Source organism: Gordonia sp. PDNC005, assembly GCF_016919385.1.
GTDB lineage: Bacteria > Actinomycetota > Actinomycetes > Mycobacteriales > Mycobacteriaceae > Gordonia.
Window position 1 is genome coordinate 2,028,902 of record NZ_CP070351.1, and the last position, 26,887, is coordinate 2,055,788.

At 65.5% G+C, this 26,887-nt stretch carries 24 protein-coding genes; 11 read left to right on the plus strand and 13 right to left on the minus strand.

Annotation, left to right across the window (positions count from 1 at the left end; all coding sequences use genetic code 11):
* Positions 1-14 precede the first annotated feature (14 nt).
* The gene (gene uvrA, locus JVX90_RS09655) at positions 15-2,888 is read right to left on the minus strand and encodes an excinuclease ABC subunit UvrA (RefSeq protein ID WP_205332115.1); all 2,874 of its coding nucleotides are present in this window, start codon (positions 2,886-2,888) and stop codon (positions 15-17) included.
* A gap of 117 nt (positions 2,889-3,005) precedes the next feature.
* On the opposite strand from uvrA, the gene JVX90_RS09660 reads away from it, so the two are divergent.
* On the plus strand, positions 3,006-3,698 hold the full coding sequence (locus JVX90_RS09660) for an MBL fold metallo-hydrolase (RefSeq protein WP_205332116.1): 693 nt from the start codon (positions 3,006-3,008) through the stop codon (positions 3,696-3,698).
* Positions 3,699-3,708: 10 nt separating this feature from the next.
* Here JVX90_RS09660 and JVX90_RS09665 read toward each other — a convergent pair whose 3' ends face one another.
* Positions 3,709-4,125, minus strand: coding sequence for a VOC family protein (locus tag JVX90_RS09665; protein WP_205332117.1), 417 nt, complete (start codon positions 4,123-4,125; stop codon positions 3,709-3,711).
* 178 nt (positions 4,126-4,303) lie between these two features.
* On the opposite strand from JVX90_RS09665, the gene JVX90_RS09670 reads away from it, so the two are divergent.
* Positions 4,304-5,047: a DoxX family protein gene (locus tag JVX90_RS09670; RefSeq protein ID WP_205332118.1), complete on the plus strand. Its 744-nt coding sequence runs from the start codon at positions 4,304-4,306 to the stop codon at positions 5,045-5,047.
* Positions 5,048-5,132: 85 nt separating this feature from the next.
* Entirely contained in the window at positions 5,133-7,421 is a 2,289-nt protein-coding gene (locus tag JVX90_RS09675) for an ATP-binding domain-containing protein (RefSeq protein ID WP_205332119.1), read from the plus strand.
* A gap of 66 nt (positions 7,422-7,487) precedes the next feature.
* Here the strand turns inward: JVX90_RS09675 and JVX90_RS09680 are convergent, their stop codons facing one another.
* Together JVX90_RS09680 and uvrB are read right to left on the minus strand one after the other, a co-directional pair.
* Entirely contained in the window at positions 7,488-7,931 is a 444-nt protein-coding gene (locus JVX90_RS09680) for a universal stress protein (protein ID WP_205332120.1), read from the minus strand.
* Positions 7,932-8,090: 159 nt separating this feature from the next.
* Entirely contained in the window at positions 8,091-10,244 is a 2,154-nt protein-coding gene (uvrB, locus tag JVX90_RS09685; protein WP_205332121.1) for an excinuclease ABC subunit UvrB, read from the minus strand.
* A 141-nt stretch (positions 10,245-10,385) separates the two neighbouring features.
* On the opposite strand from uvrB, the gene JVX90_RS09690 reads away from it, so the two are divergent.
* The 4 genes from JVX90_RS09690 to JVX90_RS20555 all read left to right on the plus strand — a co-directional run bounded on the left by JVX90_RS09690 (position 10,386) and on the right by JVX90_RS20555 (position 13,360).
* Complete coding sequence (locus tag JVX90_RS09690) at positions 10,386-10,856, plus strand: Rieske (2Fe-2S) protein (protein ID WP_205332122.1); 471 nt, start codon at positions 10,386-10,388, stop codon at positions 10,854-10,856.
* A gap of 54 nt (positions 10,857-10,910) precedes the next feature.
* The gene (locus tag JVX90_RS09695) at positions 10,911-11,438 is read left to right on the plus strand and encodes a DUF402 domain-containing protein (RefSeq protein ID WP_205332123.1); all 528 of its coding nucleotides are present in this window, start codon (positions 10,911-10,913) and stop codon (positions 11,436-11,438) included.
* 23 nt (positions 11,439-11,461) lie between these two features.
* On the plus strand, positions 11,462-12,403 hold the full coding sequence (locus JVX90_RS09700; RefSeq protein ID WP_205332124.1) for a hypothetical protein: 942 nt from the start codon (positions 11,462-11,464) through the stop codon (positions 12,401-12,403).
* Positions 12,404-12,517: 114 nt separating this feature from the next.
* Positions 12,518-13,360 (plus strand): hypothetical protein, encoded by an 843-nt coding sequence (locus JVX90_RS20555; RefSeq protein WP_240194125.1) that lies wholly within the window; start codon positions 12,518-12,520, stop codon positions 13,358-13,360.
* Between the two features lie 57 nt (positions 13,361-13,417).
* On the opposite strand, the gene JVX90_RS09710 is transcribed toward JVX90_RS20555, so the two are convergent.
* The gene (locus JVX90_RS09710; RefSeq protein WP_205332125.1) at positions 13,418-14,167 is read right to left on the minus strand and encodes a TetR/AcrR family transcriptional regulator C-terminal domain-containing protein; all 750 of its coding nucleotides are present in this window, start codon (positions 14,165-14,167) and stop codon (positions 13,418-13,420) included.
* Between the two features lie 205 nt (positions 14,168-14,372).
* Between JVX90_RS09710 and JVX90_RS09715 the strand changes: the two genes are divergently transcribed.
* Both JVX90_RS09715 and JVX90_RS09720 read left to right on the plus strand, forming a co-directional pair.
* Positions 14,373-16,040 carry a DEAD/DEAH box helicase gene (locus tag JVX90_RS09715; RefSeq protein WP_240194126.1) on the plus strand — a complete coding sequence of 556 codons (1,668 nt, stop codon included), beginning with the start codon at positions 14,373-14,375 and terminating at the stop codon, positions 16,038-16,040.
* On the plus strand, positions 16,037-16,576 hold the full coding sequence (locus JVX90_RS09720; protein ID WP_205332127.1) for a hypothetical protein: 540 nt from the start codon (positions 16,037-16,039) through the stop codon (positions 16,574-16,576). The genes JVX90_RS09715 and JVX90_RS09720 overlap by 4 nt, the downstream gene beginning before the upstream one ends.
* 51 nt (positions 16,577-16,627) lie before the next feature.
* On the opposite strand, the gene JVX90_RS09725 is transcribed toward JVX90_RS09720, so the two are convergent.
* The 3 genes from JVX90_RS09725 to JVX90_RS09735 all read right to left on the minus strand — a co-directional run bounded on the left by JVX90_RS09725 (position 16,628) and on the right by JVX90_RS09735 (position 19,570).
* The gene (locus JVX90_RS09725) at positions 16,628-17,515 is read right to left on the minus strand and encodes a hypothetical protein (protein WP_205332128.1); all 888 of its coding nucleotides are present in this window, start codon (positions 17,513-17,515) and stop codon (positions 16,628-16,630) included.
* 575 nt (positions 17,516-18,090) lie between these two features.
* Positions 18,091-18,663 (minus strand): hypothetical protein, encoded by a 573-nt coding sequence (locus JVX90_RS09730; RefSeq protein WP_205332129.1) that lies wholly within the window; start codon positions 18,661-18,663, stop codon positions 18,091-18,093.
* Positions 18,664-18,667: 4 nt separating this feature from the next.
* A complete protein-coding gene (locus JVX90_RS09735; protein WP_205332130.1) occupies positions 18,668-19,570 on the minus strand; it encodes a hypothetical protein in 903 nt (300 codons plus the stop codon).
* Positions 19,571-19,682: 112 nt separating this feature from the next.
* Here JVX90_RS09735 and coaE point away from each other — a divergent pair, with 112 nt between their 5' ends.
* Entirely contained in the window at positions 19,683-20,588 is a 906-nt protein-coding gene (gene coaE, locus JVX90_RS09740; RefSeq protein WP_205332131.1) for a dephospho-CoA kinase, read from the plus strand.
* A gap of 47 nt (positions 20,589-20,635) precedes the next feature.
* Here the strand turns inward: coaE and dmpG are convergent, their stop codons facing one another.
* The 3 genes from dmpG to JVX90_RS09755 are packed head-to-tail and all read right to left on the minus strand — an operon-like array spanning position 20,636 to position 23,443.
* Positions 20,636-21,661, minus strand: a complete 1,026-nt coding sequence (gene dmpG, locus JVX90_RS09745) for a 4-hydroxy-2-oxovalerate aldolase (protein WP_008380000.1) — start codon at positions 21,659-21,661, stop codon at positions 20,636-20,638.
* Positions 21,658-22,635, minus strand: coding sequence for an acetaldehyde dehydrogenase (acetylating) (locus JVX90_RS09750; RefSeq protein ID WP_205332132.1), 978 nt, complete (start codon positions 22,633-22,635; stop codon positions 21,658-21,660). The genes dmpG and JVX90_RS09750 overlap by 4 nt, the downstream gene beginning before the upstream one ends.
* Positions 22,628-23,443, minus strand: coding sequence for a fumarylacetoacetate hydrolase family protein (locus JVX90_RS09755; protein WP_205332133.1), 816 nt, complete (start codon positions 23,441-23,443; stop codon positions 22,628-22,630). The genes JVX90_RS09750 and JVX90_RS09755 overlap by 8 nt, the downstream gene beginning before the upstream one ends.
* A 120-nt stretch (positions 23,444-23,563) precedes the next feature.
* Between JVX90_RS09755 and JVX90_RS09760 the strand changes: the two genes are divergently transcribed.
* Complete coding sequence (locus tag JVX90_RS09760; protein WP_205332364.1) at positions 23,564-24,289, plus strand: IclR family transcriptional regulator; 726 nt, start codon at positions 23,564-23,566, stop codon at positions 24,287-24,289.
* 90 nt (positions 24,290-24,379) lie between these two features.
* Here JVX90_RS09760 and JVX90_RS09765 read toward each other — a convergent pair whose 3' ends face one another.
* Both JVX90_RS09765 and JVX90_RS09770 read right to left on the minus strand, forming a co-directional pair.
* Positions 24,380-25,672: an MFS transporter gene (locus JVX90_RS09765; RefSeq protein WP_240194168.1), complete on the minus strand. Its 1,293-nt coding sequence runs from the start codon at positions 25,670-25,672 to the stop codon at positions 24,380-24,382.
* Positions 25,673-25,885: 213 nt separating this feature from the next.
* The gene (locus tag JVX90_RS09770; protein WP_205332135.1) at positions 25,886-26,887 is read right to left on the minus strand and encodes an amidohydrolase family protein; all 1,002 of its coding nucleotides are present in this window, start codon (positions 26,885-26,887) and stop codon (positions 25,886-25,888) included.

A 26,887-nucleotide genomic window follows, 5' to 3' on the forward strand; every position in this document is an offset into this window, starting at 1 on the left:
ATCGTGAGGTCCGATCAGCTGACCTCTTCGACCGCGGGAAGAAGCTCGCCGATGAAGCCTCCCGTATGCGACGCCGCGACCGAGGCCACGTCCTCCGGTGTGCCCTGCGCGACGACGGTGCCACCGCCGCTGCCGCCCTCGGGGCCCATGTCGACGATCCAGTCGGCGGTCTTGATCACGTCGAGGTTGTGCTCGATGACGATGACCGTGTTGCCCTTGTCGACGAGTCCGTTGATCACGAGGAGGAGCTTGCGGATGTCCTCGAAGTGCAGTCCAGTGGTCGGTTCGTCGAGAATGTAGATCGTCCGTCCCGTCGAGCGTTTCTGCAGTTCGGCGGCCAACTTCACACGCTGCGCCTCGCCGCCGGACAGCGTCGGTGCGGGCTGACCGAGCCGGACGTAACCGAGGCCGACGTCGACGAGCGTCTTCAGGTAGCGGTGGATCGAGGTGACCGGCTCGAAGAAGTCGGCGGCCTCGTCGATCGGCATGTCGAGGACCTCGGCGATCGTCTTTCCCTTGTAGTGCACCTCGAGCGTCTCGCGGTTGTAGCGCGCGCCATGACAGACCTCGCACGGCACGTAGACGTCGGGCAGAAAGTTCATCTCGATCTTGATCGTGCCCTCGCCCATGCACGCCTCGCAGCGTCCACCCTTGACGTTGAAGGAGAAGCGCCCCGGCTGGTAGCCGCGGACCTTCGCCTCGGTGGTGGCGGCGAACAGTGTGCGGACCTTGTCGAATACGCCGGTGTACGTGGCCGGGTTCGAGCGCGGGGTGCGCCCGATCGGCGACTGGTCGACCTGGACGAGCTTGTCGAGCTGCTCGATTCCCTTGATTCGAGTGTGATGTCCCGGAACCTGGCGTGCGCCGTTCAGCTTGTTTGCGAGAACGGTCGCGAGGATGTCGTTCACGAGTGTCGACTTGCCCGAACCGGAAACGCCGGTGACCGCGGTCAGGACTCCGAGGGGGAACGACACGTCGATGCCGTCGAGATTGTTCTCGCGGGCGCCCACGACGGTCAACTGCCGCTTCTTGTCGACGGGGCGTCGGATCGCCGGAACCTCGAGCGCTTCGCGGCCCGACAGGTAAGCGCCGGTCAACGACTCCTGGTTGTCGAGAAGCCCCTGGTAGTCACCGCTGTGCACCACGCGGCCGCCGTGCTCGCCTGCGCGCGGACCGATGTCGACGATCCAGTCGGCGGCCCGAATCGTGTCCTCGTCGTGTTCGACGACGATCAGGGTGTTTCCGAGGTCGCGGAGCCGGACGAGGGTGTCGATGAGCCTGCGGTTGTCTCGCTGGTGGAGTCCGATCGACGGCTCGTCGAGCACGTAGAGCACGCCGGCCAGACCTGCGCCGATCTGTGTCGCGAGGCGGATGCGCTGAGCCTCGCCGCCTGACAACGAGCCCGCGGCCCGCGATAGCGACAGGTATTCGAGTCCGACGTCGAGCAGGAAGCGGATGCGGGCCTGGACTTCCTTGAGGACGCGGCCGGCGATCGCGGCCTCGCGTTCGCCGAGTGCGAGTCCGTCGAGGTAGTCGGCGCATTCGGCGACCGACAGCGCCGTCACGTCGGCGATCGACTTCGGTCCGTGGACCGGGTGATCGAGCGTGACGGCGAGAATCTCGGGACGGAGTCGGGTGCCCGCGCACGCACTGCACGGCACGTCACGCATGTATCCCTCGTACCGGTCCTTCATCTGCTCGGACTCGGTCGTGTCGGCTCGGCGTGACAGGAATGCCATGACGCCTTCGAACTCGGTGTAATACGAGCGTGTGCGGCCGTACCGGTTCTTGAACTTGACGTGCACCTGGTGGTCCGAGCCGGTGAGCAACGCCTTGCGCGCGTTGCGCGGCAGTTTGTTCCAGGGAGTGTCGACGTCGAACCCCATCTGATCGCCCAGGCCTTCGACGAGGCGAAGGAAGTAGCTCGCGTTGTGCCCGCTCGACCAGGGCGCGATCGCCCCGTCTCGGAGGGTGGTGTCCGGGTCGGGAACGACGAGGCTCTCGTCGACCTCCTTCTGAACACCGAGGCCGTCGCACTCGGGGCAGGCGCCGAACGGCGAGTTGAACGAGAACGCCCTGGGCTCGAGATCGTCGATCGCGATGGGGTGGAAGTTGGGACACGCCATCTTCTCGGAGAAGCGACGCTCACGGTTGGCGTCGTTCTCATCGAGGTCGACGAAGTCGAGGACGACGATCCCGTCGGCCACACGCAGAGCGGTCTCGATGGAGTCGGTGAGTCGCTGTTTCGCCGACGGCTTCACGACGAGTCGGTCGACGACCACGTCGACGTCGTGCTTCTCCTGCTTCTTGAGCTTCGGCGGATCGGCGAGCTGATGGACGACGCCGTCGATGCGTGCCCGGGCGAATCCCTGCGTCTGCAGATCCGTGAAGAGATCGACGAACTCGCCCTTGCGCGTGCGGACGACGGGCGCCAACACCTGGAAGCGTGTGCCCTCATCCATCGCGAGGATCTGATCGACGATCTGCTGCGGCGTCTGACGAGCGATCTTCTCACCACACACCGGGCAGTGGGCGGTGCCGGCTCGCGCGTACAGCAAGCGCAGGTAGTCGTAGACCTCGGTGATGGTGCCGACCGTCGACCGCGGATTCCGGTTGGTCGATTTCTGGTCGATCGACACCGCAGGCGAGAGGCCTTCGATGAAGTCGACGTCCGGCTTGTCCATCTGACCGAGGAACTGACGCGCGTACGCCGACAGCGACTCGACGTACCGTCGTTGGCCTTCCGCGAAGATCGTGTCGAACGCCAACGACGACTTGCCCGACCCCGACAGCCCGGTGAAGACGATCAGCGAGTCGCGCGGCAGATCAACGTCGATCCCCCGCAGATTGTGTTCGCGCGCGCCACGAACGATGAGCCGATCAACCACTAGTTTTCCTCACATCGCACGACTATCTTCCCCGGTCGACCACAGTACGCGGCCCCTCTGACAATTCTGGTCGAGCTCGCAGCGGACTGTGTCTGAGGTGACAGCTACGGTGGAGCCATGACGCAGCAGATCAAAGTCTCCGACGACTACACCGGCGCCGTCTCGTCTGACGGCGAGCAGCAGAATCTCGCACAACGCCGGACACTCGACAACGCGACGATCGTCAAGGTGTCGGTCGGTCCGATGGACAACAACTCCTACCTCGTCACCGACGCAGCCACCGGTGATGCTCTGCTCATCGACGCCGCCAACGACGCGGGCGTGCTGCTGGCGCTCGCCGACCAGGAGGCGGGCACCGTGCGTCAGATCGTCACCACTCACGGGCACTTCGACCACTGGCAGGCCCTCGTCGAGGTACGCGACGGGCTCGACGTCCCGCACGCGATCGGCGAGGACGACGCTGACGATCTGCCCATCACCCCGGATCGTCGCCTCTCCGACGGAGACACGATTCGAGTCGGCGAGCTGACTGTCCAGGTCATCGGCATCCGCGGTCACACACCCGGTTCCGTCGTGCTGGTGCTCACCGAGAAGTCGGGTCGTGTGCACCTTTTCACCGGCGACTCCCTGTTTCCCGGCGGTGTCGGGAAGACCTGGCAGCCGGGCGACTTCGAGATCCTCCTCGGCGACGTCGAGGACAAGCTCTTCGGCCGATTCGACGATGCCGACGTCTACCCGGGTCACGGCAAGGACACCACTCTCACCACGGAGCGCCCCTCTCTCGGCGACTGGCGTGAAAGAGGCTGGTGACCGGACGGCATCACTCCCCCGCGTAGCTGCTGAACGTCCAGACGTGTCCTTCCGGGTCGGCACATGTGTACTCGAGGACGCCTGCGAGTGACTTGTGGACCGGATTGAGGATGCGCGCGGACGACGTCTCAGCGTGAGCCTGGTGCTGCGCCAGCTCGCCTTCCGGCACTCGAATACACAACGCCTGGGTAGTGCCCCGGAGTACCTCCGGGCTGTGCATCCCGTATCGGTCGGCTTCGTGGTCGCGGCTCAGAAAGACAAGGTTCGTGCCGACCAGTAGCTGCGCGTGTTCCACGTCTCCGTCATCTGCGTCGACGATGAAGTGCACGTCGAATCCGAAAGCCGACGACAGGAACTCAATCGCGGAACGCGGGCTCGCGTACCGCAGGTTCGGAAACACCAGCTGACCACTCATAGCGTCGCCCATGAACAAGATGGTAGCCCGTTCAGACGACCACTGGTGGGCCTCGACGCACGTTTGCGACCGAGACGAATTGGGTACCTTCGAGAGAGACGGCGTGCTAGACCCGCGGCCGACCACTCGTTCGACGTCGATGCCGACTCGCGCCGTTCCACACCGCTCGACGAGACGAAAGGCATACGCCATGATCCTTCGACGAATCGCACGTCCGCTGCTCGGAACGGCCTTCATCGCGTCCGGAATCGACGCAGTCACAGCGCCTGCCGGTCCAGCACGAACGGCCGAACCGCTCCTGGAGAACGTCCCTGCCGACACCGAGACCGTCATTCGCGTGGCAGGCGCCGTGCAGGTCGGCGCCGGTCTCGCACTGGCCTTCGGCAAGGCGCCGCGGATCGCGTCCACCGTGCTCGCCGGAACCCTCGTTCCGACCACCGTGTTCGCCAGCGACTTCTGGAACGAGAACGACCCGGCGGTCCGGAGCGCGAAACAGTCGGCGTTCGTGAAGAACCTCGGCCTCCTCGGCGGCGTTCTGATCGCGTCCGCGGACACCGAGGGGCGTCCTTCGCTGGGCTGGCGGGGCCGACGCCGGTTGGTCGACGCTAGAGAGTCGATCGTCGAGGCACTGCCCGGGGAGTCGGGGCAGGACACGTTGACGGCATCGGTGAACAAGGCGGAGCAATGGGCGCATCAAGCCGCCGACCGCGTGCCGACCGACAGAATCGCGGCGAACGCGTCGACACTTGCCGCCTCGGCCAGGTCACGCGCCGAGGATCTGGCGCACACCGTCGCAGATCGAGCTCCCGACGTGATCGACGCGACCCGTCAGCGTGCAGAACAATGGGCCGACGAAGTGGCGCACCGTGCCCCCGAGGCCGCGGACACCGTCGCCGACACCACGCGCCGATGGCGGCGCGCCCTCGCACGCTGACTGCGTGAGCCGACGTCGCCGCGGTGACGGGCACCACGTTGTGGGCCCGCCACCGGCGGCGATCCGCCGGTAATATGGAACGACTGTGACAGCCGAAACGCCCGATCCCCGCCTGCCAGACGAGCAGATTCATCTCGACGCGGTCTACGCGCGCCTCGACCGTATGCGCGCGACCACACGCCGCCGCCTGAACGAGACGCTGCGCGAATCCGCGGGGACGCCGCAAGCACTGTCGGAACGCGAATCGTACGAGCGCATGTACACCGATGAGCTCACCAAGATCGACGCTGCCGAACACAATTTGTACTTCGGGCGTCTCGACATGATCGACGACGACGAGGTCCGGCGCATCGGCCGTATCGGCATCCTCGACGACGACGACCGCGACACGACTCTGCTGCTCGACTGGCGAGCGCCCCTGTCGCGGCCGTTCTATCTCGCAACTCCGGCGACTCCTGAAGACGTGGAACGTCGCCGCCATATCAGGACGCGATCTCGTGCGGTCCGGAGCGTCTCCGACGAGAACCTCGTCTCCGGCGAGATAGTCGACTCCGATTCGTCACATGACGTGTCCGGTGCGAACGTCGTCAACGAGTCGGCACTGGTCGACGCCCTGAACGCCGCACGCACCGGCGAGATGACCGACATCGTCGAGACGATTCAGCGCGAGCAGGACGAGATCATCCGCTCGACGCATCGCGGCGTTGTTGTGGTGCAAGGCGGTCCAGGTACCGGTAAGACCGCCGTCGCCCTGCACAGGGCGGCGTATCTCCTGTATACCCACCGCGACCTGCTGTCCCGGAGCGGTGTCCTGATCCTCGGGCCAAACGAGGACTTCCTGCAGTACATCGGCCAGGTGCTTCCGTCACTCGGCGAGACGGGTGTCCTCCTGTCCACTGTCGCCGACTTGTTCCCCGACGTCCGCGCGCGTGGTCGTGACACGCGCGAGGCCGTCGCACTCAAGGGCGACCAGCGGATGCTGAACGTGCTCCGTGCTGCGGTACGGGCCCGCGAATCACTGCCCGCGGCCGGACTCACCACCCGCTTCGACGGGTACGACTTGCCGATCGACCCTGAGATCGTGAAGGACGCACGCGCTGACGCCCGGTCCACTCGGCGTGCACACAACCTCGCCCAACGGACCTTTCTGCGTACGGCGCTCGACCGACTCGCCGGCGTTCACGCGCGTCGAATCGGTTCAAGTCAGCTCGACGGTTCTCAGCTGTTGACCGCGGGTGACCTCGACGACATCCGTGTCGAGCTCGAAGCGGATCCGGATGTGACGGCGACTCTCCTCGAGTTCTGGCCGACGCTGACGCCGCAGGGTGTGCTCCGCGACCTGTACGACGATCCGTCATTCCTCCGGAAGTCGACTCGGGGCTGGACGGATGCCGAACGTGAGGCGCTGTACCGACAGGCCCGTCCCCTCCGCGAGGACGCGGACCTGTCAGCCGCGGACGTCCCGCTGCTCGACGAGCTCGCCGAGCTCATCGGATACCGGACGGACGAAGCCGACCGGGTGAACCGGGCACGGTGGCGCCAGCAGCTCTCCGAGGCTCAGGACGCATTGGACATCCTCACCGGGTCGGCTCCACAAGATCTCGAGGACGACCTCGATCCGGAGATCTTGATGGCGTACGACCTGATCGATGCGGAGCAGCTCGCCGAACGTCAGGTGCACACGGCTCGACGGACGACGGCCGAACGGGCCTACGAGGACCGGACGTGGACGTTCGGTCACGTGATCGTCGACGAAGCGCAGGAACTGTCGCCGATGGCGTGGCGAATGGTGATGCGACGGATCCCGAACCGCTGGATGACGGTGATCGGCGACACCGCGCAGACCGGCGACGCGGCAGGCGCCACGTCGTGGTCGGACGTGTTCACCCCGTACGTCGCCGACCGGTGGCGACTGCACGAACTGACCGTCAACTACCGCACGCCGTCGGAGATCACTCACTACGCGAACCGGGTTCTCGACTGGATCAACCCCGACCAGTCACCGCCGACGTCGTTGCGTTCCAACGGGATCGAACCTGTGGCGATCGCGACCGCCGACGTCGCATCCACCGTGTCCGAGCTCGTCTTGTCGTCGGACTGGACCGGACTCACCACGGTGATCACCTCCGACGGGACGGCCGACACGCTGCGCGCGGCGCTCGCCGACACGAGCACCGCGGTGACCGTGCACCCGATCACCGCGGCCAAGGGGCTCGAGTTCGACACCGTGATCCTCGTTGATCCCGCGGATCTGATCAGCGAGTCTCCCCGTGGCTACAACGATCTCTACGTCGCCCTCACACGTGCGACCCAGCGTCTCGTCGTGGTGCACTCACGCCCGCTTCCGCCCGACCTCGCCGACATGCCGCGCTGATCGCGAGAACACAAAAGGCTCACTTCCATCGAGGAAGTGAGCCTTTTGTCGTGAGCCCGAAACGGACTACGTGGTGTGAACGATCAGCACGTCGCAGGCTGCCTTGCGGGCGACGTCGGCCGGAACCGAGCCGAGCAGGCGTCCGGCGATCGAGTTGAGGCCCTTGTTGCCGACGACCAGAAGGTCGGCCTGGACGTCGACGACGAGCTGCAACAGTGCATCGACCGGTGCGCCCTGCACGGCGCGCTGAACGACGGTCGCGGCACCCGCGGCCTTCGCGCGCTCCTTGGCCGTGCGCAGGATCTCCTCGGTGGGCGAGCTGCCCATCACCTGGTATGCCTCGTCGCGCAGAGTGTCGGACGCAGAGCTAGCGGCCTTGCCGTCGTTCGGGAAGTAGGCGCAGGCGATGACGACGGTGGCGTCGCCGGCGATCGCGCCCGCACGCTCAACTGCCTTCAGCGAAGATTCCGATCCGTCGGTGCCGACGACGATCGTCGAGTATCCGCTCATGTGTGAGTTTCCCTCCAGCTGATGAATCGCAGATTCTCATCTCCATTGTGGAGACGAATTCTTATCCGTTCATGAACATACCCTGCGCACGGCCCATTGCCAGATGCTTGTGTGCGACTTGTCGCCCAACGAGCATCGCTGATCGGTGTGCAAGATACGTCACTTTATGCCCGCGGCGTCCATTCCGCGCAGTTCCTTCTTCAAATCGGCGATCTCGTCGCGGAGTCGGCCTGCGAGTTCGAACTGCAGATCGCGCGCCGCATTCATCATCTGGTCGGTGAGTTCATGCACCAGATCGGCGAGCTCTGCGCGAGGCATCGACGACGTGTCGCGCTGTTCGTACACTCCCGCACTGACCGACTTCGACACCTCCCCCTGTGCACGGCGACCGCGGCTCGCGTTCCGCCCCGACCCGCCGACATCCACCGTGTCTTCCGCTTCGGCGTACACGGTGTCGAGGATGTCGGCGATCTTCTTCCGAAGCGGCTGAGGATCGACGCCCTTCTCTTTGTTGTAGGCGATCTGCTTGGCACGGCGACGATCCGTCTCTTCGATGGCGTTCTGCATCGAGTCGGTGATCTTGTCGGCATACATGTGGACTTGACCCGACACGTTTCGCGCGGCGCGGCCGATGGTCTGGATCAACGACGTCGTGGAGCGCAGGAAGCCCTCCTTGTCGGCGTCGAGGATCGCGACTAGCGACACTTCGGGGAGGTCGAGACCCTCACGAAGCAGGTTGATCCCGACGAGCACGTCGTATTCACCGCTGCGGAGCTGCCGAAGGAGTTCCACACGACGCAGAGTGTCGACCTCCGAGTGCAGATAGCGGACTCGGATCCCGAGTTCGAGAAGGTAGTCCGTGAGGTCCTCGGACATCTTCTTGGTCAGAGTCGTGACGAGCACACGTTCGTCACGAGCCGTCCGCTCACGGATCTCGTGGACCAGATCGTCGATCTGCCCCTTGGTCGGCTTCACCACGATCTCCGGATCGAGCAGTCCCGTCGGTCGGATCACCTGCTCCACGAACTGGCCGCCCGACTGGCCGAGTTCGTAGGGCCCCGGAGTCGCCGACAGGTACACCGTCTGCCCGATGCGGTCGACGAACTCGTCCCAGGTGAGCGGTCGGTTGTCGACCGCCGACGGGAGTCGGAAGCCGAACTCGACGAGGTTCCGCTTGCGCGACATGTCGCCTTCGTACATCGCCCCGATCTGCGGCACCGTCACGTGCGACTCGTCGATCACGAGAAGGAAGTCGTCCGGAAAGTAGTCGATCAGGGTGGCGGGCGCGGTTCCCGGGCCGCGGCCGTCGATGTGCCGCGAATAGTTCTCGATGCCGGAGCAGAAGCCGACCTGCCGCATCATCTCCAGGTCGTACGACGTGCGCATGCGCAGACGCTGGGCTTCGAGCAGCTTCCCCTTGGCCTCGAGGTCGGCGAGCCGTTCTTCGAGTTCTTTCTCGATGCTCGCCATCGCCTTCTCCATGCGCTCCGGCCCGGCGACATAGTGGGTGGCCGGGAAGATGCGCAGCGAGTCGACCTGCCGGACGACGTCGCCGGTGAGCGGATGAAGGTAGTACAGAGACTCCACCTCGTCGCCGAAGAACTCGATCCGGATCGCGAGTTCCTCGTACGACGGGATGATCTCCACGGTGTCTCCGCGCACGCGGAAACCGCCGCGCGTGAACGACATGTCGTTCCGGGTGTACTGCACGTCGACGAGAAGTCGGAGCAGAGCGTCTCGATCGATCGTCTGCCCCACCTCGAGCTCGACGGACCGGTCGAGATACGACTGCGGAGTGCCCAGACCGTAGATGCACGACACCGACGCGACCACCACAACATCGCGCCGCGACAGCAGACTCGACGTCGCCGAGTGGCGAAGACGTTCGACGTCGTCGTTGATCGAGCTGTCCTTCTCGATGTAGGTGTCGGTCTGCGCGATGTACGCCTCGGGTTGGTAGTAGTCGTAATACGAGACGAAGTACTCGACGGCGTTGTTGGGCAGCATGTCGCGCAGTTCGTTGGCGAGCTGCGCGGCGAGCGTCTTGTTCGGGGCCATGACCAGCGTCGGGCGTTGCACACGCTCAATCAGCCACGCGGTGGTGGCCGATTTACCGGTGCCGGTGGCGCCGAGCAGGACGATGTCCTTCTCGCCCGCCGTCAGACGATTCTCGAGGTCCGCGATGGCGGTGGGCTGATCACCCGCGGGCTCGTACTCGCTGACGACGACGAAGTCGGCTCCCGACCGCTCGATGTCGCCGACGGGCCGGAACTCCGAGTGTGCGACGATCGGCCGCTCTGCTGCGAATGCCATGAGTCCAGCGTAGACATCCCCTCTGACATTTTCGTTTCGGCCGACTTCGTTCCTGTGACGGCCGCCGGTTTCAGCACGCGGCACCGCGTCAGCTGTTCCAATAGGTGAGGATCACAGTCCCGACCAGCCCAGGGAGCCACGATGACCGACACCACCAAGATCACCCCCGAATCGACCCCGCGGCCCGGGGTCTCCCGCCGAGCCCTGCTCGTCGCGGCGCCGATAGCCGTGGCCGCGGTCGGCGTAGGAGTCGCAGCGTGTGGCAGCGACGACTCGTCGACCACGAGCGACGCATCAACCACCCCCGCCGACACCGGCACCAGTGGCGCATCCGGAGCCGACGTCCTCGCATCGACGACTGACGTACCCGTCGGCGGTGCGAGAGTTGTCGGAGACGTAGTCGTGACTCAGGCTACGGCCGGAGCATTCGCCGCGTTCTCGACCCGCTGTCCTCACATGGGCTGCGCCGTCGCACCGAAGGACGGCACGCTCGACTGCCCGTGCCACGGCAGCGAATTCAAACTCGACGGGTCCCTGGTCAAAGGCCCGGCGACGACTGGACTGACCGCTGTTCCGGTGAAGGTCAACGGGACCGACATCGTCAAAGCCTGATCGTCACCACCCGATGGCCGCGCTTCTCGGAGCGAGCGCCCGTATGGTCAGCCAATGACGGTCCACGACATGCACCCGCCCAAACGGGAGGTGTTCAACGTTCCCGCGATGACGAACACCGACAACAAGGGTTTCGTCCGGCCCGTGGAGGTGTACCGCGAGACGCCGTACGGCCTGTACATGTCGCGAACCGCCGACCATCCGAGGTTCGACCACCTCGAACTGTGGCTGCTGCCTGCGCTCGGACTTCGAGCGAACATCTTCCACTTCACCGACGGGTACCGCCCGGGTCAGCGCCTGTACCTCGACATCGGCGAGTTCATCGGTCCCGACGACGCCGGGCGCTGGCACTCGACCGACTGGTACCTAGACCTCGTCGACACCATCGGTGCGCCACTTGAACTGATCGACGTCGACGAGCTGTTCGACGCGCACGCTGCCGGTCACCTCACGACCGCACAGTGCGAAGCGGCGGTACTCATCGCGACGCGGACGATGACCGGTGTTGCAGCCGTCGGCGATGTGCAGGCCTGGCTGGATGCACAGGTCGGTGAACGCCTCACCTGGCTCGATCGACGTTAAGCAGGCATGCCAGACTCGGACACATGACGACGCCGCCTCATGGAGGGCCGTACCCTCAGCAGCCGAATCCGCAGCAGCCGGGGAACTACGACCAGACACAAATCGGTCAACCGGCCTTCGGGCAACCGTCGACTCCGCAGGGCCCGGGTCCGCAGGGAGCGCAGGGGCCGCAGCAGGTGTACGGTCAGCCGCCCGCTTACGGTCAGAACCCGTTCAGCCAGCCGACCGGCGGACAGGCCCCCTATGGGCAACCCCCGTACGGACAGCAGCAGTACGGCCAGAGCCCGCACGGGCAGCCTCCGTTTCAACAGCCCCCGACGCCGCAGAACAGTTCGACGCGCATCGTCATCGCCGTCGTGGCCGTCATGGCAGTCATCGCTTTCGGCGGTCTGGCATTCCTGGTCTTCGGCAGCGGTGACGACAAGAAGCCCACCGACGCGGCGGCCTCATCGTCGTCGACCACGCCGTTCACACTTCCCACGTCGACGACCGGAGACGGGACGACGGTCGATTCGAGCCCGGTCGGCTCGTGCATCACAGTCCGCGGCTCCACGTCGGTCACCACTGAGTCGGCGAGTTGCAGCTCCAGCCGTCCGACGTTCATCGTGGCGGCGAAACTCTCCACCAGCCGGGGGTGCGACGCAGCGAAGTACCCGTTCTCGGTGACCGAGTACAGCTCTCGCGGCCGCGACAACGTGATGTGCCTGGTCCCGAACTACCAGGTGGGGACCTGTTACACGCAGTCGCAGTTCTCAGTGGGAATCTCTCTCGAGACGGTGTCGTGCAGCCAGGATTCGACGACGAACACCACGAACTTCAAGATCACCGAGCGGTCCGAGTCGAGCTCGGTTCCGGATTGCTCGGACTCCGACAAACAGCGGAGCGACACGTTCACCATCCGTACGTCACCTGCGCGAAAGCTGACCATCTGCCGCGAGATCCTCGGCGACTACGTGTGGAAGTGAGCCAGTTCACGCCGTGACGCGGGCCGTCGGGCGGACTCGGCGCACAGCGTCCACCGAACGTATGTCACACTTTGACGGAATCTCTCATCTGTCTCACAGGAAAGTCCGCCAAGAATGACGACGCCTCCTCCCGGCCAGCCAGGCCAGCCCGCTCCCGGAAACCCGTTCGGCGCTCAGGGCCAGCCGGTTCCCCAGCAGCCCGGCCAGCCGGTGTACGGCCAGCAGCCGCCCCAGCCCGCACAGCCCTACGGCGCCCAGCCCGGTCAGCCCCAGCCCGGTCAGCAGCCCTACGGCGCCCAGCCGGGTCAGCCTCAACAGGGACAGCCGGGCGGCTATGCTCCCGTCGCCGGCGGCACCGACTACGCAGCGGGCGCACCGCAGGCCCCGCGTCCGAATCCGCTTCTGCGCATCCTCAAGTTCGTCGGACCGATCATCGCTGTGATCGCGATCATCGCCATCGCAACGCAGGTCTTCGGCGACAAGGACAGCGGCACGTCCGTGGAGTCGAGCCCGGTCGGCTCCTGCCTCACGGTGGAGGGCACGACATCTGTCACGACCAAGGCAATCGACTGCAGCACGACCGACCCGTCGTTCATCGTCGGGGCCAAGCTGGACAACAGCGACGCTTGCGAGAGCGCAAACTACGAGTTCTCCGTCACCGAGTACGGCAACGGCGCCAGCGACAAGGTCTTGTGCCTGATCCCGAACTACCAGGTCGGTACGTGCTACACCCAGTCGAGCTTCTCTATCGGCATCGAACTGAAGACGGTGGCGTGTTCCGAGGAGTCGACCATGTCGACGACGAACTTCAAGATCACCGAACGCAGCGAGACCGGTTCCGTCCCGAACTGCACTGATTCGGACACGCAACGAAGCGACACGTTCAACATCCAGGCCGACCCGGCCCGTCAGATGACGATCTGCCGCGAGATCCTGGGCGACTACACCTGGAAGTAGTTCGACGGCATCACCTCTTCAGAACCGCCTCGGCCGCCATTGGCCGGGGCGGTCCTGTCATCTCCGGGCCAGACCGGCGATGAGCGCGGTGAGACCGAAGTCGTAGGCGTGATCGGCGTTGCCCGGTCCAGAGAAGAGTTGGCCGACAGTTGTTCCGACCCGCGATGAGATCGGGTACGCCCCGGGTGGCATGGCGTCGGCGAGCGCCGGTCCGGCGATCTGCCACCACTGCTCGTCGTCGAGTCCGGATGCCGCGTGCTCGGACATCTGGTGGATCCTCATCCGCGCGTTACCGGTCGCGAAGGATCGCAGCGCGGCGATGACGGCGTCGAGGGTCACGTCGTCCACCTCGATGTCGCCGTACGCGCGTGTGAGAGCGGCGAGTTGTTGTTCGTACCGCCGCGACGATCCGGGGCCCGGAACCGGTCGCCACGCCGGAACGTCGACTAGCCACGGGTGCCGCAGCAGTTCATCGCGGTACTGGTGTGCGATCAGTCGCATGCATTCGGCCAGGTCGAGGCCCAGGTCGATGTCGGAGGCTTCGAAGGCGACGGCGTCGACCATCAGTGCAACGAGCACGTCGCGGTTCGGCACGTACGTGTACAGGCTCATCGGTTTGAGACCGACACGTGCTGCCAGCGAACGCATCGACAAGTGCGCCAGTCCGTCGGAGTCGGCGAGGTCTATGGCGGCTCGCACCAGATCGTCGACGCTCGTACGCCTTCCCGGACCGGACCTGGGCCCAGTCGCTTCTCGTCGCCAAAGCAGGTCGACGGTGCGTCCGACGTTGTGGTCGTGATCGGCCACGGGGCTCCTTCCGGCGAGCTTGCAGACATACACCGTAAGGCGTACGGTGTCTATTCCGTACAGCATACGGCATCTGCTCGGCCGACCCGGAGGAAGACCACTGCCTGCTTCGACGACTCATTCGCACGCCACATACCTGATCGATCGCCACGTGTTCGCAGTCTGGACGGGTGAACCACCCGCCGCAGACTCACCCACTCTTCGGATGCCTGTCCCCGTCGGCTACGGCAGGGACACGACGTTGGCGGCGACTGAACTCGCGCATCAGATCGTTGATGTTGCCGACCTGCCACCCGGCGACACCGCGTCGCTCCGGGCGTGGCGTGAGCTTCGGGCCGACCCCTCGGGAGACGTCGTGCTGCCCGCCGCAGCACACGCGGTTCTCAACGCGGTAGGCGACGCCGTCGTCTCCGCGGACTACGCGCGCCAGACGTTCGCGGCGACCGTTGAGGTCGAAGCGAGGCTCATCGAGCGACTCACTGCCGACCTCCGCGCCTACCAGGTCCGTGGGATCTCGTGGTTGGACGAGGTGTGCGGCGACGGAGGCGGCATCCTCGCCGACGAGATGGGGTTGGGTAAGACTCTCCAGTCGATCGGGCACCTCGCACTGTCGGTGTCGGGGCCTGCGCTGGTCGTCGGCCCGACGGGGCTGGTCACCAACTGGCTGCGCGAGATCGCGCGATGGGCGCCGGACGCCTTACGTGCCGTCGACTATCGTGGCGGCGATCTCCCGGAACTCGGCGGGGATGTCCCGACCGTGGTCGTCACCGGGTATCCGACGCTGCGGAGGCACACCGACGCATTGGCAGCCGTCGAATGGTCGCGGGTGATCTTCGACGAAGCGCAAGCGTTGAAGAACTCCCGCACTCAGGTGTCGAAGGCGGCACGACGCCTTCGGGCCGACGCGACGATCGCGCTGACGGGCACCCCTGTCGAGAACAGTCTCGACGAGCTCTGGTCGCTCTTGAATCTGGTCGCTCCCACCGAGTTCGGCAATCGGGCATTGTTCCGGCGACGGTATGCCGCGCCCATTCAGGCGGGATCGTCTGAGGCGAAACTGCGGATGCACGATGCGATCTCCGGACGCGTCCTCCGGCGGACCAAGTCGGACGTCGCAGCGAGCCTCGGACCGAAGATCCACACAGATATCGAGTGCGACTTGTCGAGCGAGCAGGCGAGGCTGTACGACGCGATCCTCGATCAGGCGTCGAACGACGGCTTCGGAGACGGCATCGGCCGACGCGGCGCGATTCTTGCAGCCCTCACCAAGTTGAAGCAGGTCTGCAACCACCCGATGCTCGCGGGAGCGGGCCGGCCCGGCGACGTGGACGGCCGTTCCGGCAAACTCGACGTCGCGACCGACATCGTCGTCACGAACCTCGAGAACGACTCGCCCACGGTTGTGTTCACTCAGTACCGGGAGACCGGCGATCTGTTGGCCTCTCACTTCGGCTCGGTTCTCGACGCCCGAGTTCCGTTTCTCCACGGCGGCCTGTCTCGTGCCGAACGCGATCGGATTGTCGACGACTACCAGGCCGGACGCGGCTGCGGTGTGCTCGTCGCGAGCCTGAAGGCTGCAGGCACCGGTCTCACGCTCACTCGCGCGGCCGACGTCATCCACTTCGACCGCTGGTGGAATCCCGCGGTCGAAGCTCAGGCGACGGACCGTGTCCATCGGATCGGCCAGGACCGCGTCGTCACCGTCACCACACTCACGACCGCGGGCACCGTCGAAGAACACATCGCGGCGATGCACGACCGCAAGTCGGCGCTTGATCTCGACGCCGATGCGGGCGCGCTGGCGGTGTTGACCGAGCTGTCCGACGAGAAGCTGATCGAGGTGCTGCGCCGCAACCGAGAGGAGACCGCATGACCAACGTCAGCGCCGAATACGGCTACACCGTGTGGGGTCGGGACTTCCTCCGGGTGGTGGAGCCGACGAGCATCACCAAACCGGAACCGATGCTCCCCCGCGCACGCAGCCTGGCACGGAACTCCGTCAGCGGCGTCGTCGTCGACGGCAGGCACGTGCGCGGAACCATCGCCCGCGGTGGTACAGCGTCGGTCGCGTACCTGGAGTTCGCACCGATGGACCGTGCGCCCGCAGAAGCCTTGGCGGCCGTCGTCGGATCGGCTCCGACAGCGTCGGCCCTCACCGAGCAAGCACACGACACGATCGTGGGCACACCCGAACTCGCCGTCGTCGACTGCTCGTGCAAAGCCCGGACCGCGCGGTGCATCCACGTCCTGACGCTTCTGTACGAGACCGTCAGGCGGGTTGACGAGGATCCTCGGATCGCGTTGCAACTGAGGGGATTCCACGACTCCGTCGACGCACCCCCGGAGTCGGAGGCGGTTCCGCGCTGGACTCCCCTCTCCGCCCTCGACCCGGCCGCCTTCTACGGCTGACCGTCTGTGCCGTTGATCGTGACCACTATGTGGTCACGATCAACGGCACAGTCACTTGTAGCGGGCGAGCATCCCCGCACCAACGAGATATAGCCGCGGACCAATCTGCACCCACCGGCTGCCGTGCTCGGTGGGCGGGAGTCGCCACGCGAGTCTGCCGCTTCCTATGTCGATCGCAGTCAACTGCGGAATCGACGGTAGGCGATTCGGGTCGGGATCGCCGTCGACCACGAGTCGTTCTCCGTCGAAGCCGGTGAGTTCCCGCGCGCTGGTCGACGCGACAGTCCGTGTGCGAGTACCGGTCTCAACGTCATTCACTTCCCACACCATGCCGCGCCGCATTTCTGCGGCCATGATCTCGTACGACACGAGGTACCGTCCGCCGATCACATCGACGAAGCCGAACCCGGGGCTGAACGGCTCAAAGCTCCCGTCGTTCACCGACACGACTCCACGGTCGGTGGTCCCTACAAGTCTGACCGGGATCATCGTTGTGTCTCGCGACTGCGCAAGCACCGTATTGCCGATATCCGACAACCGGAATGGACGGAGTTCTGACACCACCTCGCCATTCGTGTCGTACACGGTGAGTGCACCGGGGCTGGACTCGGGCGGACTCACGGCAAACCCGCCGTGGAAGAGCACATAACTCTCGTCAGCGTCGTGGGACTCGTAGACGAGCTTCCCCGTGTCGGCACGGTACAGCGAGAACCCCGAGTCTTTACCGTCGGCGGCGATCAACTGCGAGGTCAGCGATCCCCTCACGTCCAGGTGATTCACCGGCGGGTCGACCGACCACGCCTCTCTGCCGGTCGGCGAGAACACGACCAGCGACCCGCGCCTATCCGGCGATGAGGTTCTGTACAAAATGACACCGCCCTTGGTACGCAGGTCCACTTCGGTCGGGATAGAGATGTTCTCGGTTCCGTCGAAGGCCACGACGAAACGTTCTCCTGCAGCGTGAATCGACGGCCAACCTGTCCGGCGAACAGTCCTGGTCTGCTGAAGCTCCCCGGTGCGGAGATCTATGAAATCCACCCGACCCACGGTCTCGCCATCGACCCGGTCGAGCCCTACGCAAGCAAGTCGGCCACCTCCGCTGATCGCACACCCCTCCGAGCTGTCCACGTGCGGCTTCCGCCAGAGTGTTCGGCCCGTTGCAGCATCGATTGCAGTGCGGCCAGACCTCAGGTCCCCACGAAATGCACCGGCGAGCAGGATGACGCCGTTTCCTCCCGCCTCAATCCGCAGGGAATCCGGGGCCGCCGAATCGCCGAACAGCTCAACGCTGCGTACCTCCCACTGACGATGCGGGCTCTGTGGCATCGCCTCAAGCAAAGTCGTCCCTTGCGGCTCGGCCATCACAGGCTCATGTCCCCTCGGCCACAGCACCACCCCGACGACGACAACCATGGTCACCATCAGCGCACCGACCACAGTCGGCAAACGTGGTTTCACAGGTGTCTCCAATCAGTTCCAGCGAGTGCCTGACCGGTCGGGTTCGGAATGGCCGATCACGAATAGCGCGCCACATATCCCTCCCGGTATCCAGTCGCGCCAGTCAAAAGCAAGAGCGGACCGGCCTGTTTCCAGTCGGCATTCCGGTCAGGGGCCACGAACTCCCAACGGATCGCGCCACTGGACGGGTCGACCGCCGCGAGTCGCGGCGAGTTGGGCTGTTGCTGCGCATCCGGGTCTCCGGCCAGTATCAGTCGGGTTCCGTCGTAGCCGAGCAGCCATCGCCCCCACTTCGTTGAGAACGAACCACTCGGCTCGCCTGAGGCAAGATCGACAAGCGACATCGTGCGGAACACGTCGTCGCTCGGTCTGATGTCATCCGCGACAGTCACCAAGTGCCGATCATCAACCACGCGGATGGCCGGAGCATGCGCTTGATGCGTCCAGCGGAATTTGCCCGCATCCACATCGAGCACACCGACTTCGCCGGTCCATGATCTGACCAGGGGGAAGTGCTTGCGGTCAAGGAGCGACAACGAAGCGGCTGGCCCATTGTCCTCTGGGATCTGCCAGGCGGCGAACGATCCGATCGGTGCCCCTTCACTGTCGAAAAACGTCGTTCGCGGCACTCCGTCATATCGAGTTAGCGCGTACCCGCCGCTGATCAGAAACGAACTTTGTCGGTGCCGTCGAACCACCTGCAACGACGGTGCATATGCCACCTCCGGTGTCGAGGCACACCGATCGTGTCGGCGGCGGACCCGGTTCACTGTGGAGTCGCCGCCCGTCGTCCACTCGGTAGATCTCAAAAGCTCCACGGGCTGCTCCCCAGTCGTCTGCGGTCACGACGACCACGTCTGCGCCCGGGACCGATACAACCCCGGAAACTCCGGGCGCCGTCTCGGAAGTCCACAGCCGCCGACCGTCCGCTGAGAAGCGAGTGATCACCGAAGTGTGGCCCGCGCCCGTGTCGGCTGATTCTTCTTTGGATCTTGACGGCAGCGATAGCGGACCCTCCTCGAGGAGGGGGTTCCGATCCGTGTGCGCCACAGCCACGACCACGCCGTCGTCCACCCCGACGATGCTGGGCCTGCCATGGTTGCGAATTGTTCGGGTGAACTCTACGTCGCCCGACGTAGCATCGATGAACACAACGTTGACCGCGACAGTTCCTTGATCACGCGCGATTTTTACACACGCGAACACTCCGTCACCACCGTACGCGCACCCGCTCCAGTGACCCGGGCTGCGGTAATGCCAGGCCACCTTGCCCGACACCACGTCGATCGCCGCGAGAGTAGTCGTGGCACTGTACGGATCCGCGACACCCTCGACAAGCAGAACACCGCCTGACTCCGCGACGACGTTCAGTTCCCCTGACGCGCCCTCGTCTCGAAGGATGTCTCGCGCCGTGACCTTCCACGCTTCAGTTGGTTGTGTCGACAATGGCCCCAGCATCGGCGGCCCGAATACGTTCGAGGAGATCTCGGCCCTCGGCCACAGCACCACCCCGACGACGACAACCATGGTCACCATCAGCGCAACGATCACAATGGGCAAACGCGGTCTCACCGACATGTCCCCCATCCAATCAGTTGAACGGTCTACTGTCCGAGTTCTCGCGAACGGATCTGACACACTGGCAGGCGTGATCAGAGTGGGACTGACCGGCGGAATCGGTGCCGGCAAATCGACGGTGGCCAAAACGTTGATCGACCAGGGTGCGTATCACGTCGACGCGGACCGGATCGCCCGTGAAGTGGTCGAGCCCGGCACTCCCGGCCTGGCCCAGCTGGTCGAGGCGTTCGGGCCCGAGATCTTGGACGCCGACGGCGCGTTGAACCGGCCTGCGCTCGCAGCCCGCGCGTTCGTCGACGACGAGAGTCGGAAGACGCTGAACGGGATCACTCACCCGCTGATCGGCGCACGGACGCAGGAGCTGACCGACGCGGCACCCGCGGACGCGGTGATCCTGCACGACGTCCCACTGCTCGTCGAAGGCCACATGGCGCCGTTCTACCACGTCGTCGCAGTCGTACACGCCGACGCCGACCTTCGCTTCGAACGTCTCACGACCCTGCGTGGCATGGACCCCGACGACGCCCGCGCTCGCATCGCCGCACAGGCCACCGATGACCAGCGCCGCGCCGTCGCCGACATCTGGCTCGACAACTCCGGCACCCCCGACGCGCTCGCCGCGCAGGCCCTCGACGTGTGGAACAACCGACTGATTCCATTGCGCGACAACGTGTCCGCTCGTCGCGCCGTAGAACTGCCGACTCATGTCCAGGCCTACGACCCCGAGTGGGCAGTGCTCGGCAGGCGGCTGGTGAACCGAGTGTGGGCGCTCGTCGGCGCGAACGCGACAGCGGTCGAACACGTCGGACCGACGGCGGCACCGGGAACTGCCGCCGCTCCGGTCATCGACATCGAGGTCGCGGCCACGGGCGACGTCACCGACGCCCTCGCCGCCGGCGGCTTCCCGCAGACCGCGCCAGGCGTTCACGTCAGCGCCGACCCAGCCAGATTCGCCCGCGTGACGATACGCGTGTAGATCGTTACCCGATTCGGGTAACGATCTACACGCGAGAATTGCAGAGCTTACGAAGCCTGGGCTTCCTCGCGCTCCTCGACCAGAGTGAGGGCGATGTCGACGATCATGTCCTCCTGGCCGCCGACGAGACGGCGCTCGCCGCAGACCGTGAGAATGTCGCGGACGTCGAGCTCGTAGCGCTGCGCGGCTGCCTCGGCGTGGCGCAGGAACGACGAGTACACACCGGCGTAGCCGAGCGTGAGGGTCTCGCGGTCCACGCGGACCGGACGATCCTGCAGCGGACGGACGATGTCGTCGGCAGCGTCCTCGAGCTTGTTGAGGTCGCAGCCGTGCTCGAAGCCCGACAGGTTCGCCACGGCGACGAAGGGCTCGATCGGGCAGTTGCCTGCACCTGCACCGTGCCCTGCGAGCGACGCGTCGACGCGGTACACGCCGTTCTCGACGGCGACGACGGAGTTCGCGACCGACAGCGACAGGTTCTCGTGCGCGTGAATGCCGATCTCCGTCTCCGGGTTCAGCACGTCACGGTAGGCCTTCACGCGGGCGACGACGTCGTTCATGGTCAGGCGGCCGCCCGAGTCGGTGATGTACACGCAGTGCGCGCCGTACGACTCCATCAGCTTGGCCTGCTGTGCCAGCTTCTCCGGCTCCGACATGTGCGACAGCATCAGGAAGCCCGACACGTCCATGCCGATCTCGCGCGCTGCGGCGATGTGCTGCGCGGAGACGTCGGCCTCCGTGCAGTGCGTGGCGATTCGAACCGAACGAACACCGAGGTCCCAGGCCTTCTCGAGGTGCTCGACGGTGCCGACACCCGGAAGCAGCAGAGTGGTCAGGCGCGCATTCTTCAGCACGCTGGCGGCCGCCTCGATCCACTCCCAGTCGGTGTTGGAACCCGGGCCGTAGTTGACCGAGCCGCCGGCGAGACCGTCTCCGTGAGCCACCTCAATGGCATCGACGCCCGCCTCGTCGAGCGCACTGACGATGCGCTTGACGTCGTCGGTGCTGATCTGGTGGCGGAGTGCGTGCATCCCGTCACGCAGGGTGACGTCCTGAACGAAGATCTTTGTCATGCGCCTGCTCCTTCAGAGTCTGCGGTCTCCTGCGCCGCGACTGCGGCGATCCGCTCGGCGTACTGGAGGCCCGCCGAGGTCATGATGTCGAGGTTTCCGGCGTAGGCCGGGAGGTAGTGAGCGGCGCCCTCCACTTCGAGGAACACCGACACCTGGTGCGTGGGAGCCGACTCCGGCTCTTCTGCCATGAGGGTGCCGACGGGCGACGTCTCCGAGATCGGGTTGATCTGCACCTTCTGCTTGAGCCGGTAGCCGGGGACGTACGCCGACACGTCGGCGACCATCTTCTCCACCGAGTTGCGGATCTGGTCCTGCGTGTCCAGGTCGGGTGCATCGACTAGGGCGTAGACGGTGTCACGCATGATCAGCGGCGGCTCGGCCGGGTTCATGATGATGATCGCCTTGCCGTTGGCGGCGCCGCCGACCGACTTGATCGCGTTCGACGTGGTCTCGGTGAACTCGTCGATGTTCGCGCGAGTGCCGGGTCCGGCCGACTTCGATGCGATGGATGCGACGATCTCCGCGTAGGCGACGGGCGCGACGCGAGAGACGGCTGCGACGATCGGGATCGTGGCCTGCCCGCCACACGTGACCATGTTGACGTTCTGCGCGTCGAGGTGCTCGTCGATGTTGACCGCGGGCACCACGTACGGGCCGATCGCGGCGGGCGTCAGGTCGACGAGACGCTTGCCGAGCGGCGCCAGGATCGACGCGTTGTACTCGTGCGCCTTGGCCGACGTCGCGTCGAACACGATCTCGATCTCGTCGAAGTTCGGCATGTTGACGAGGCCTTCAACACCCTCGTGGGTGGTCGGCACACCCATGCGTGCTGCCCGCGCGAGACCGTCGGACTCGGCGTCGATGCCGACCATCGCCCCCATTTCGAGGTGCTTGGCGGTGCGGATCACCTTGATCATCAGGTCGGTGCCGATGTTGCCCGAGCCGATGATGGCGACCTTGGTCTTTTTACTCATGTGCGTTTCCTTCACTGAACTTCGCGACGACCGTGCCGAGACCGGTGATCTCAACGGTCACCTCGTCACCGGATTCGATCGGCCGCATGGGACCGAGAGCGCCGGACAGGATGACCTGACCTGCGCGAAGAGGCTCGCCGAAGTCGCGGGCGGCCTTGGCGAGCCATGCGACAGCGTTGAGGGGATCACCGAGGCAGGCCGCACCGTTGCCGGTGGACACCTCCTCGCCGTTGATGAGCATGCGCATGCCGACCTCGACGGGCGCGAACTCGTCGAGCGTCTTGCGGTCGCTTCCGAGCACGTAGACGCCGGACGACGCGTTGTCGGCGACCGTGTCGGCGAAGGCGATGTCCCAACCGTCGATGCGGCTGTCGCACACTTCGAGAGCGGCCACTCCGTAGTCGACGGCGTCGCGGATCTGCTCGATGTCGAGTGGGCCCTCGGCGAGGTCCTTCTTCAGGACGAACGCGACCTCGGCCTCGGCCTTCGGCTGAAGAAGGCGGTCCATCGGAACCACTTCGTCGCCCGTGTACGCCATGTCGTCGAAGAGGACGCCGAAGTCGGGCTGGTCGACACCCATCTGCTCCTGGACGGCCGCCGAGGTGAGCCCGATCTTGCGCCCGACGATTCGCGCGCCGCCCGCGACCCGGCCGGCGGTGAGACGCTCCTGCACGCGGTAGGCGGCCGGCAGATCGGTGGGCCCGATGAGATCACGGACAGGGGTGCATGCGGTGCGGGTCTGCAATGCAGAGAGGAGTCGCTGTGCCGCCTGGTCTTCGGCGACGTCGCGATCAACAGAAGAAGTCATGAGACGATCGTCACCCGGTTCGCCGACGACGCCAAGGGTTCCGTCTCGCTGAGTGAGACACAGAGCTACAATCGGCATGTGACCAGCACAGATCAGACTCAGACAGTCATCGGCAAGGTGATGCTGATCCTGCATTCGTTCACTGTGGACGACCACGATCTGCCCCTCGCCGAGATCGTCCGGCGATCGGGCCTACATAAGGCGACCGCCCACCGGCTAGCAGGCGAGCTGGTGACCGCACGCCTCCTCGACCGCACGGAGAACGGCTACCGCCTCTCCGGCGGGCTGTTCGAGCTGGGGATGCGCGCGTCGGTCGAACGCGGACTGCTGGAGATCGCGATGCCCTTCCTCCAAGACCTCTACCAACGGACAAGGGAGACGGTGCATCTCGGTGTCCTCGACGGCCACGAAGTGGTCTACGTCGCGAAGATCGGCGGACACCGTCAGGCGAGCGCACCGTCGCGCACCGGAGGACGAATGCCCCTGCACTGCACGGGCATCGGCAAAGCACTGCTCGCGCACGCCGATCCGGCGCTGCGTCACGACGTGCTGAGTGGCCCGCTGGCTCGGCTGTCGCCTCGGACGATCGTCGCGCCCGGCCTGCTCGCAGCCCAACTCGACGCGGCCCGAGAGACCGGCGTCGCCTACGAGTTCGAGGAGTCGACCCGTGGCATCGCCTGCGTCGCCGCGCCGATACTCGACGTCGCGACTAACGATGTCGTGGCGGCCATCAGCGTGACCGGTCCGCTGAGCCGCTATCGCCCCGAACCCCACGCCGACGCGGTCCGTGCTGCTGCAGGCGGAATCGCGTCGACCCTGCACCGCCGTCGCGCCCTGCAGAAGTAGAAATACAGCGAAAAGCCACAGAAGTCGCGCAGTGGTCGTGTTCATCCACGACCACTCCGTGACTTCTGTGGCGTTCGGTGCTTGCTGTTGTTACACGGCGGCCGACGCCTCGGTCCGTTCGGCCGGAGCCTCAGCAGGCGTGCGGAACAGGACTGCGGCGCAGACCAGGCTGAGCGCACAGACGATGGCGAGATACACGGTCACGCCGGCCGAGCCGCCCGACTCGCCCACCAGAGCGGACGAGATGATCGGCGCCAGTCCGCCGCCGAGGATCGCGCCGACCTGGAGGACGAGCGACGTGCCGGAGTAGCGGACCGACGCAGGGAACAGATCGGCGATGATCGCCCCCTGAACGCTGTGTGTCACCGGGACGATGAACCCCATGCCGAGGAACGCCACCGCCGCGACGGCGTTGCTGCCCGTGTCGAGCATCGGAAGGAACGCCACACACCACACGAGAAGTGCGAGCGATCCGCCGATGAACATCGCCCGGCGACCGCTTCGGTCGGCGATGCCGGTCCAGTACGGGATCGTCGCGAACCAGATGACCGCCGCCACCGAGACGCATGCGATCAGGAAGGTGCGGTTGTAGTCCAGGTGTTTGGTGCCGTACGACAGGGTGAAGACCATGAAGACGTAGGCGGCGGCCGAGTTCGCGACCATGAGACCGACGGTGAGCGCCATCCGTCCGACGCCGACACGGACTGCTTCACGCAACGGGAAGCGTTCCACCGCGCGGTGGCTGACAACGGATTCGAACGTCGGCGACTCCTCGACGTGGAGACGGATCGCCAGCCCGACGATCACCAGCAGACCGCTGAGCAGGAACGGGATCCGCCATCCCCAGGAATCGAACGCATCGGACGGCATGAGGGCATTCGTCGAGAGGAACACCACATTGGCCAGGACCAACCCCGCCGGGGTGCCCATCTGCGGGAAGCCCGCATACAGGTTCCGTTTGTCGGCGGGAGCGTGCTCCATAGACATCAGCGTCGCACCGGCGCCCTCGCCGCCGAGGCCGATGCCCTGCACCACGCGGAGGAGCACGAGCAGCACCGGCGCCCACACTCCGATCGACGCATAGTTCGGGACCACACCGATGAGGGTCGACGCGATGCCCATCATCAACAGCGACACGATCAGCGTGTTCCGCCGACCGATCCGATCACCGAAGTGCCCGAAGACGAGTCCGCCGATCGGGCGTGCGACGAAGCCGACCGCGAACGTGCTGAACGCGGCGAGGGTGCCGGCCGTGGGACTGAGCGACGGGAAGAACTGCTTGTTGAAGATCAGCGCCGCGGCGGTGCCGTAGAGGAAGAAGTCGTACCACTCGAGTGTGGTGCCGACGAGCATCGCCGATCCGACTCGACGCCGCTTCTGCATGTCTGTCACCGCCTGGGGCGACGAGTGTTTCTGGGTCATCGGGATGCCTTTCTGGAGCTGCTCGGGGTTGGGGCGATCGATTCGGGAGGGTCGATCCACTGCGGGTAACCCGCCACACCTCAAGCCAATGTCAGTGCTTCATGTCACACAAATGCTCTTTGTCGCTGCCGCCATGCCTGCGTGAGCATGGCAGTGGAGACAGATCGCGGCACGTCACGACGTCGACAAGCCGAGGAACCGTTCGGCGTTCCCCCTCAGGATGAGATCGCGGGTCGCGGGCTCCAGGAATTCACTCTTGACGACCACTTCGCCGACCGGCCGCTCCCCCAACGGGTACGGATAGTCACTGCCGACCATGACGCGTTCAGATCCGATCGTGTCGACAAGCAGTCGCAGGGCGCGGTCGTCGAACACCACCGAGTCGACGTAGAACCGTCCGAGGTAGTGCGACGGCGGGAACTCCGAGGTTCCGATGACGTCGTTCCGACGGTGCCACGCGTTCTCCATGCGGCCGAGCCAGAACGCGAAGGATCCACCACCGTGGGCGAACCCGATCTTGAGCCGGTCGTCGACCCGATCGAAGACGCCACCGAGGATCATCGCAAGGATCGAGAGATGTGATTCGGCCGGCATTCCGACAAGCCACTTGGCCATCCACCGATCGAGCCTCGGCGATCCGGTCATGTCCCACGGATGGACGAACACCGGCACGTCGCGGGATGCGCAGTGCTGCAGGAACTCGACGACGCCCGCGTCGTCGAGGTCGCGGTCGCCGACGTGATTGCCGATCTCGACACCGCGGTGACCGTTGTCCAGGCACCGGTCGAGTTCCTTGCAGGCGAGTTCGGGATCCTGCAGAGGGACCTGACAGAACGGGATCATCCGGTCCCCCGCCGGCCCGGTGATGTCCAGGGCGAGATCGTTGAAGATCGTCGCGATCTTCGCGGCCTGCTCTCCGGTGCGCGCGTAGTTGAAGAACACAGGCGTAGGTGAGACGACTTGTGTCTGCACGCCGTCGGCATCCATGTCGGCGAGGCGGACCTCGGGATCCCAGGCGTCTGACTGAATGCGACGGAACTCGACGCCGCCGGTCATCATCATCGCTTCACGTTCGGACTCCACACGCAACCACGGCGCGTCCGGGCCCGCGACGTCGCTGACGTCGGGCCAGCCGTGCGGAACGTAGTGGGTGTGGACGTCGATGGTCCCCGCCAT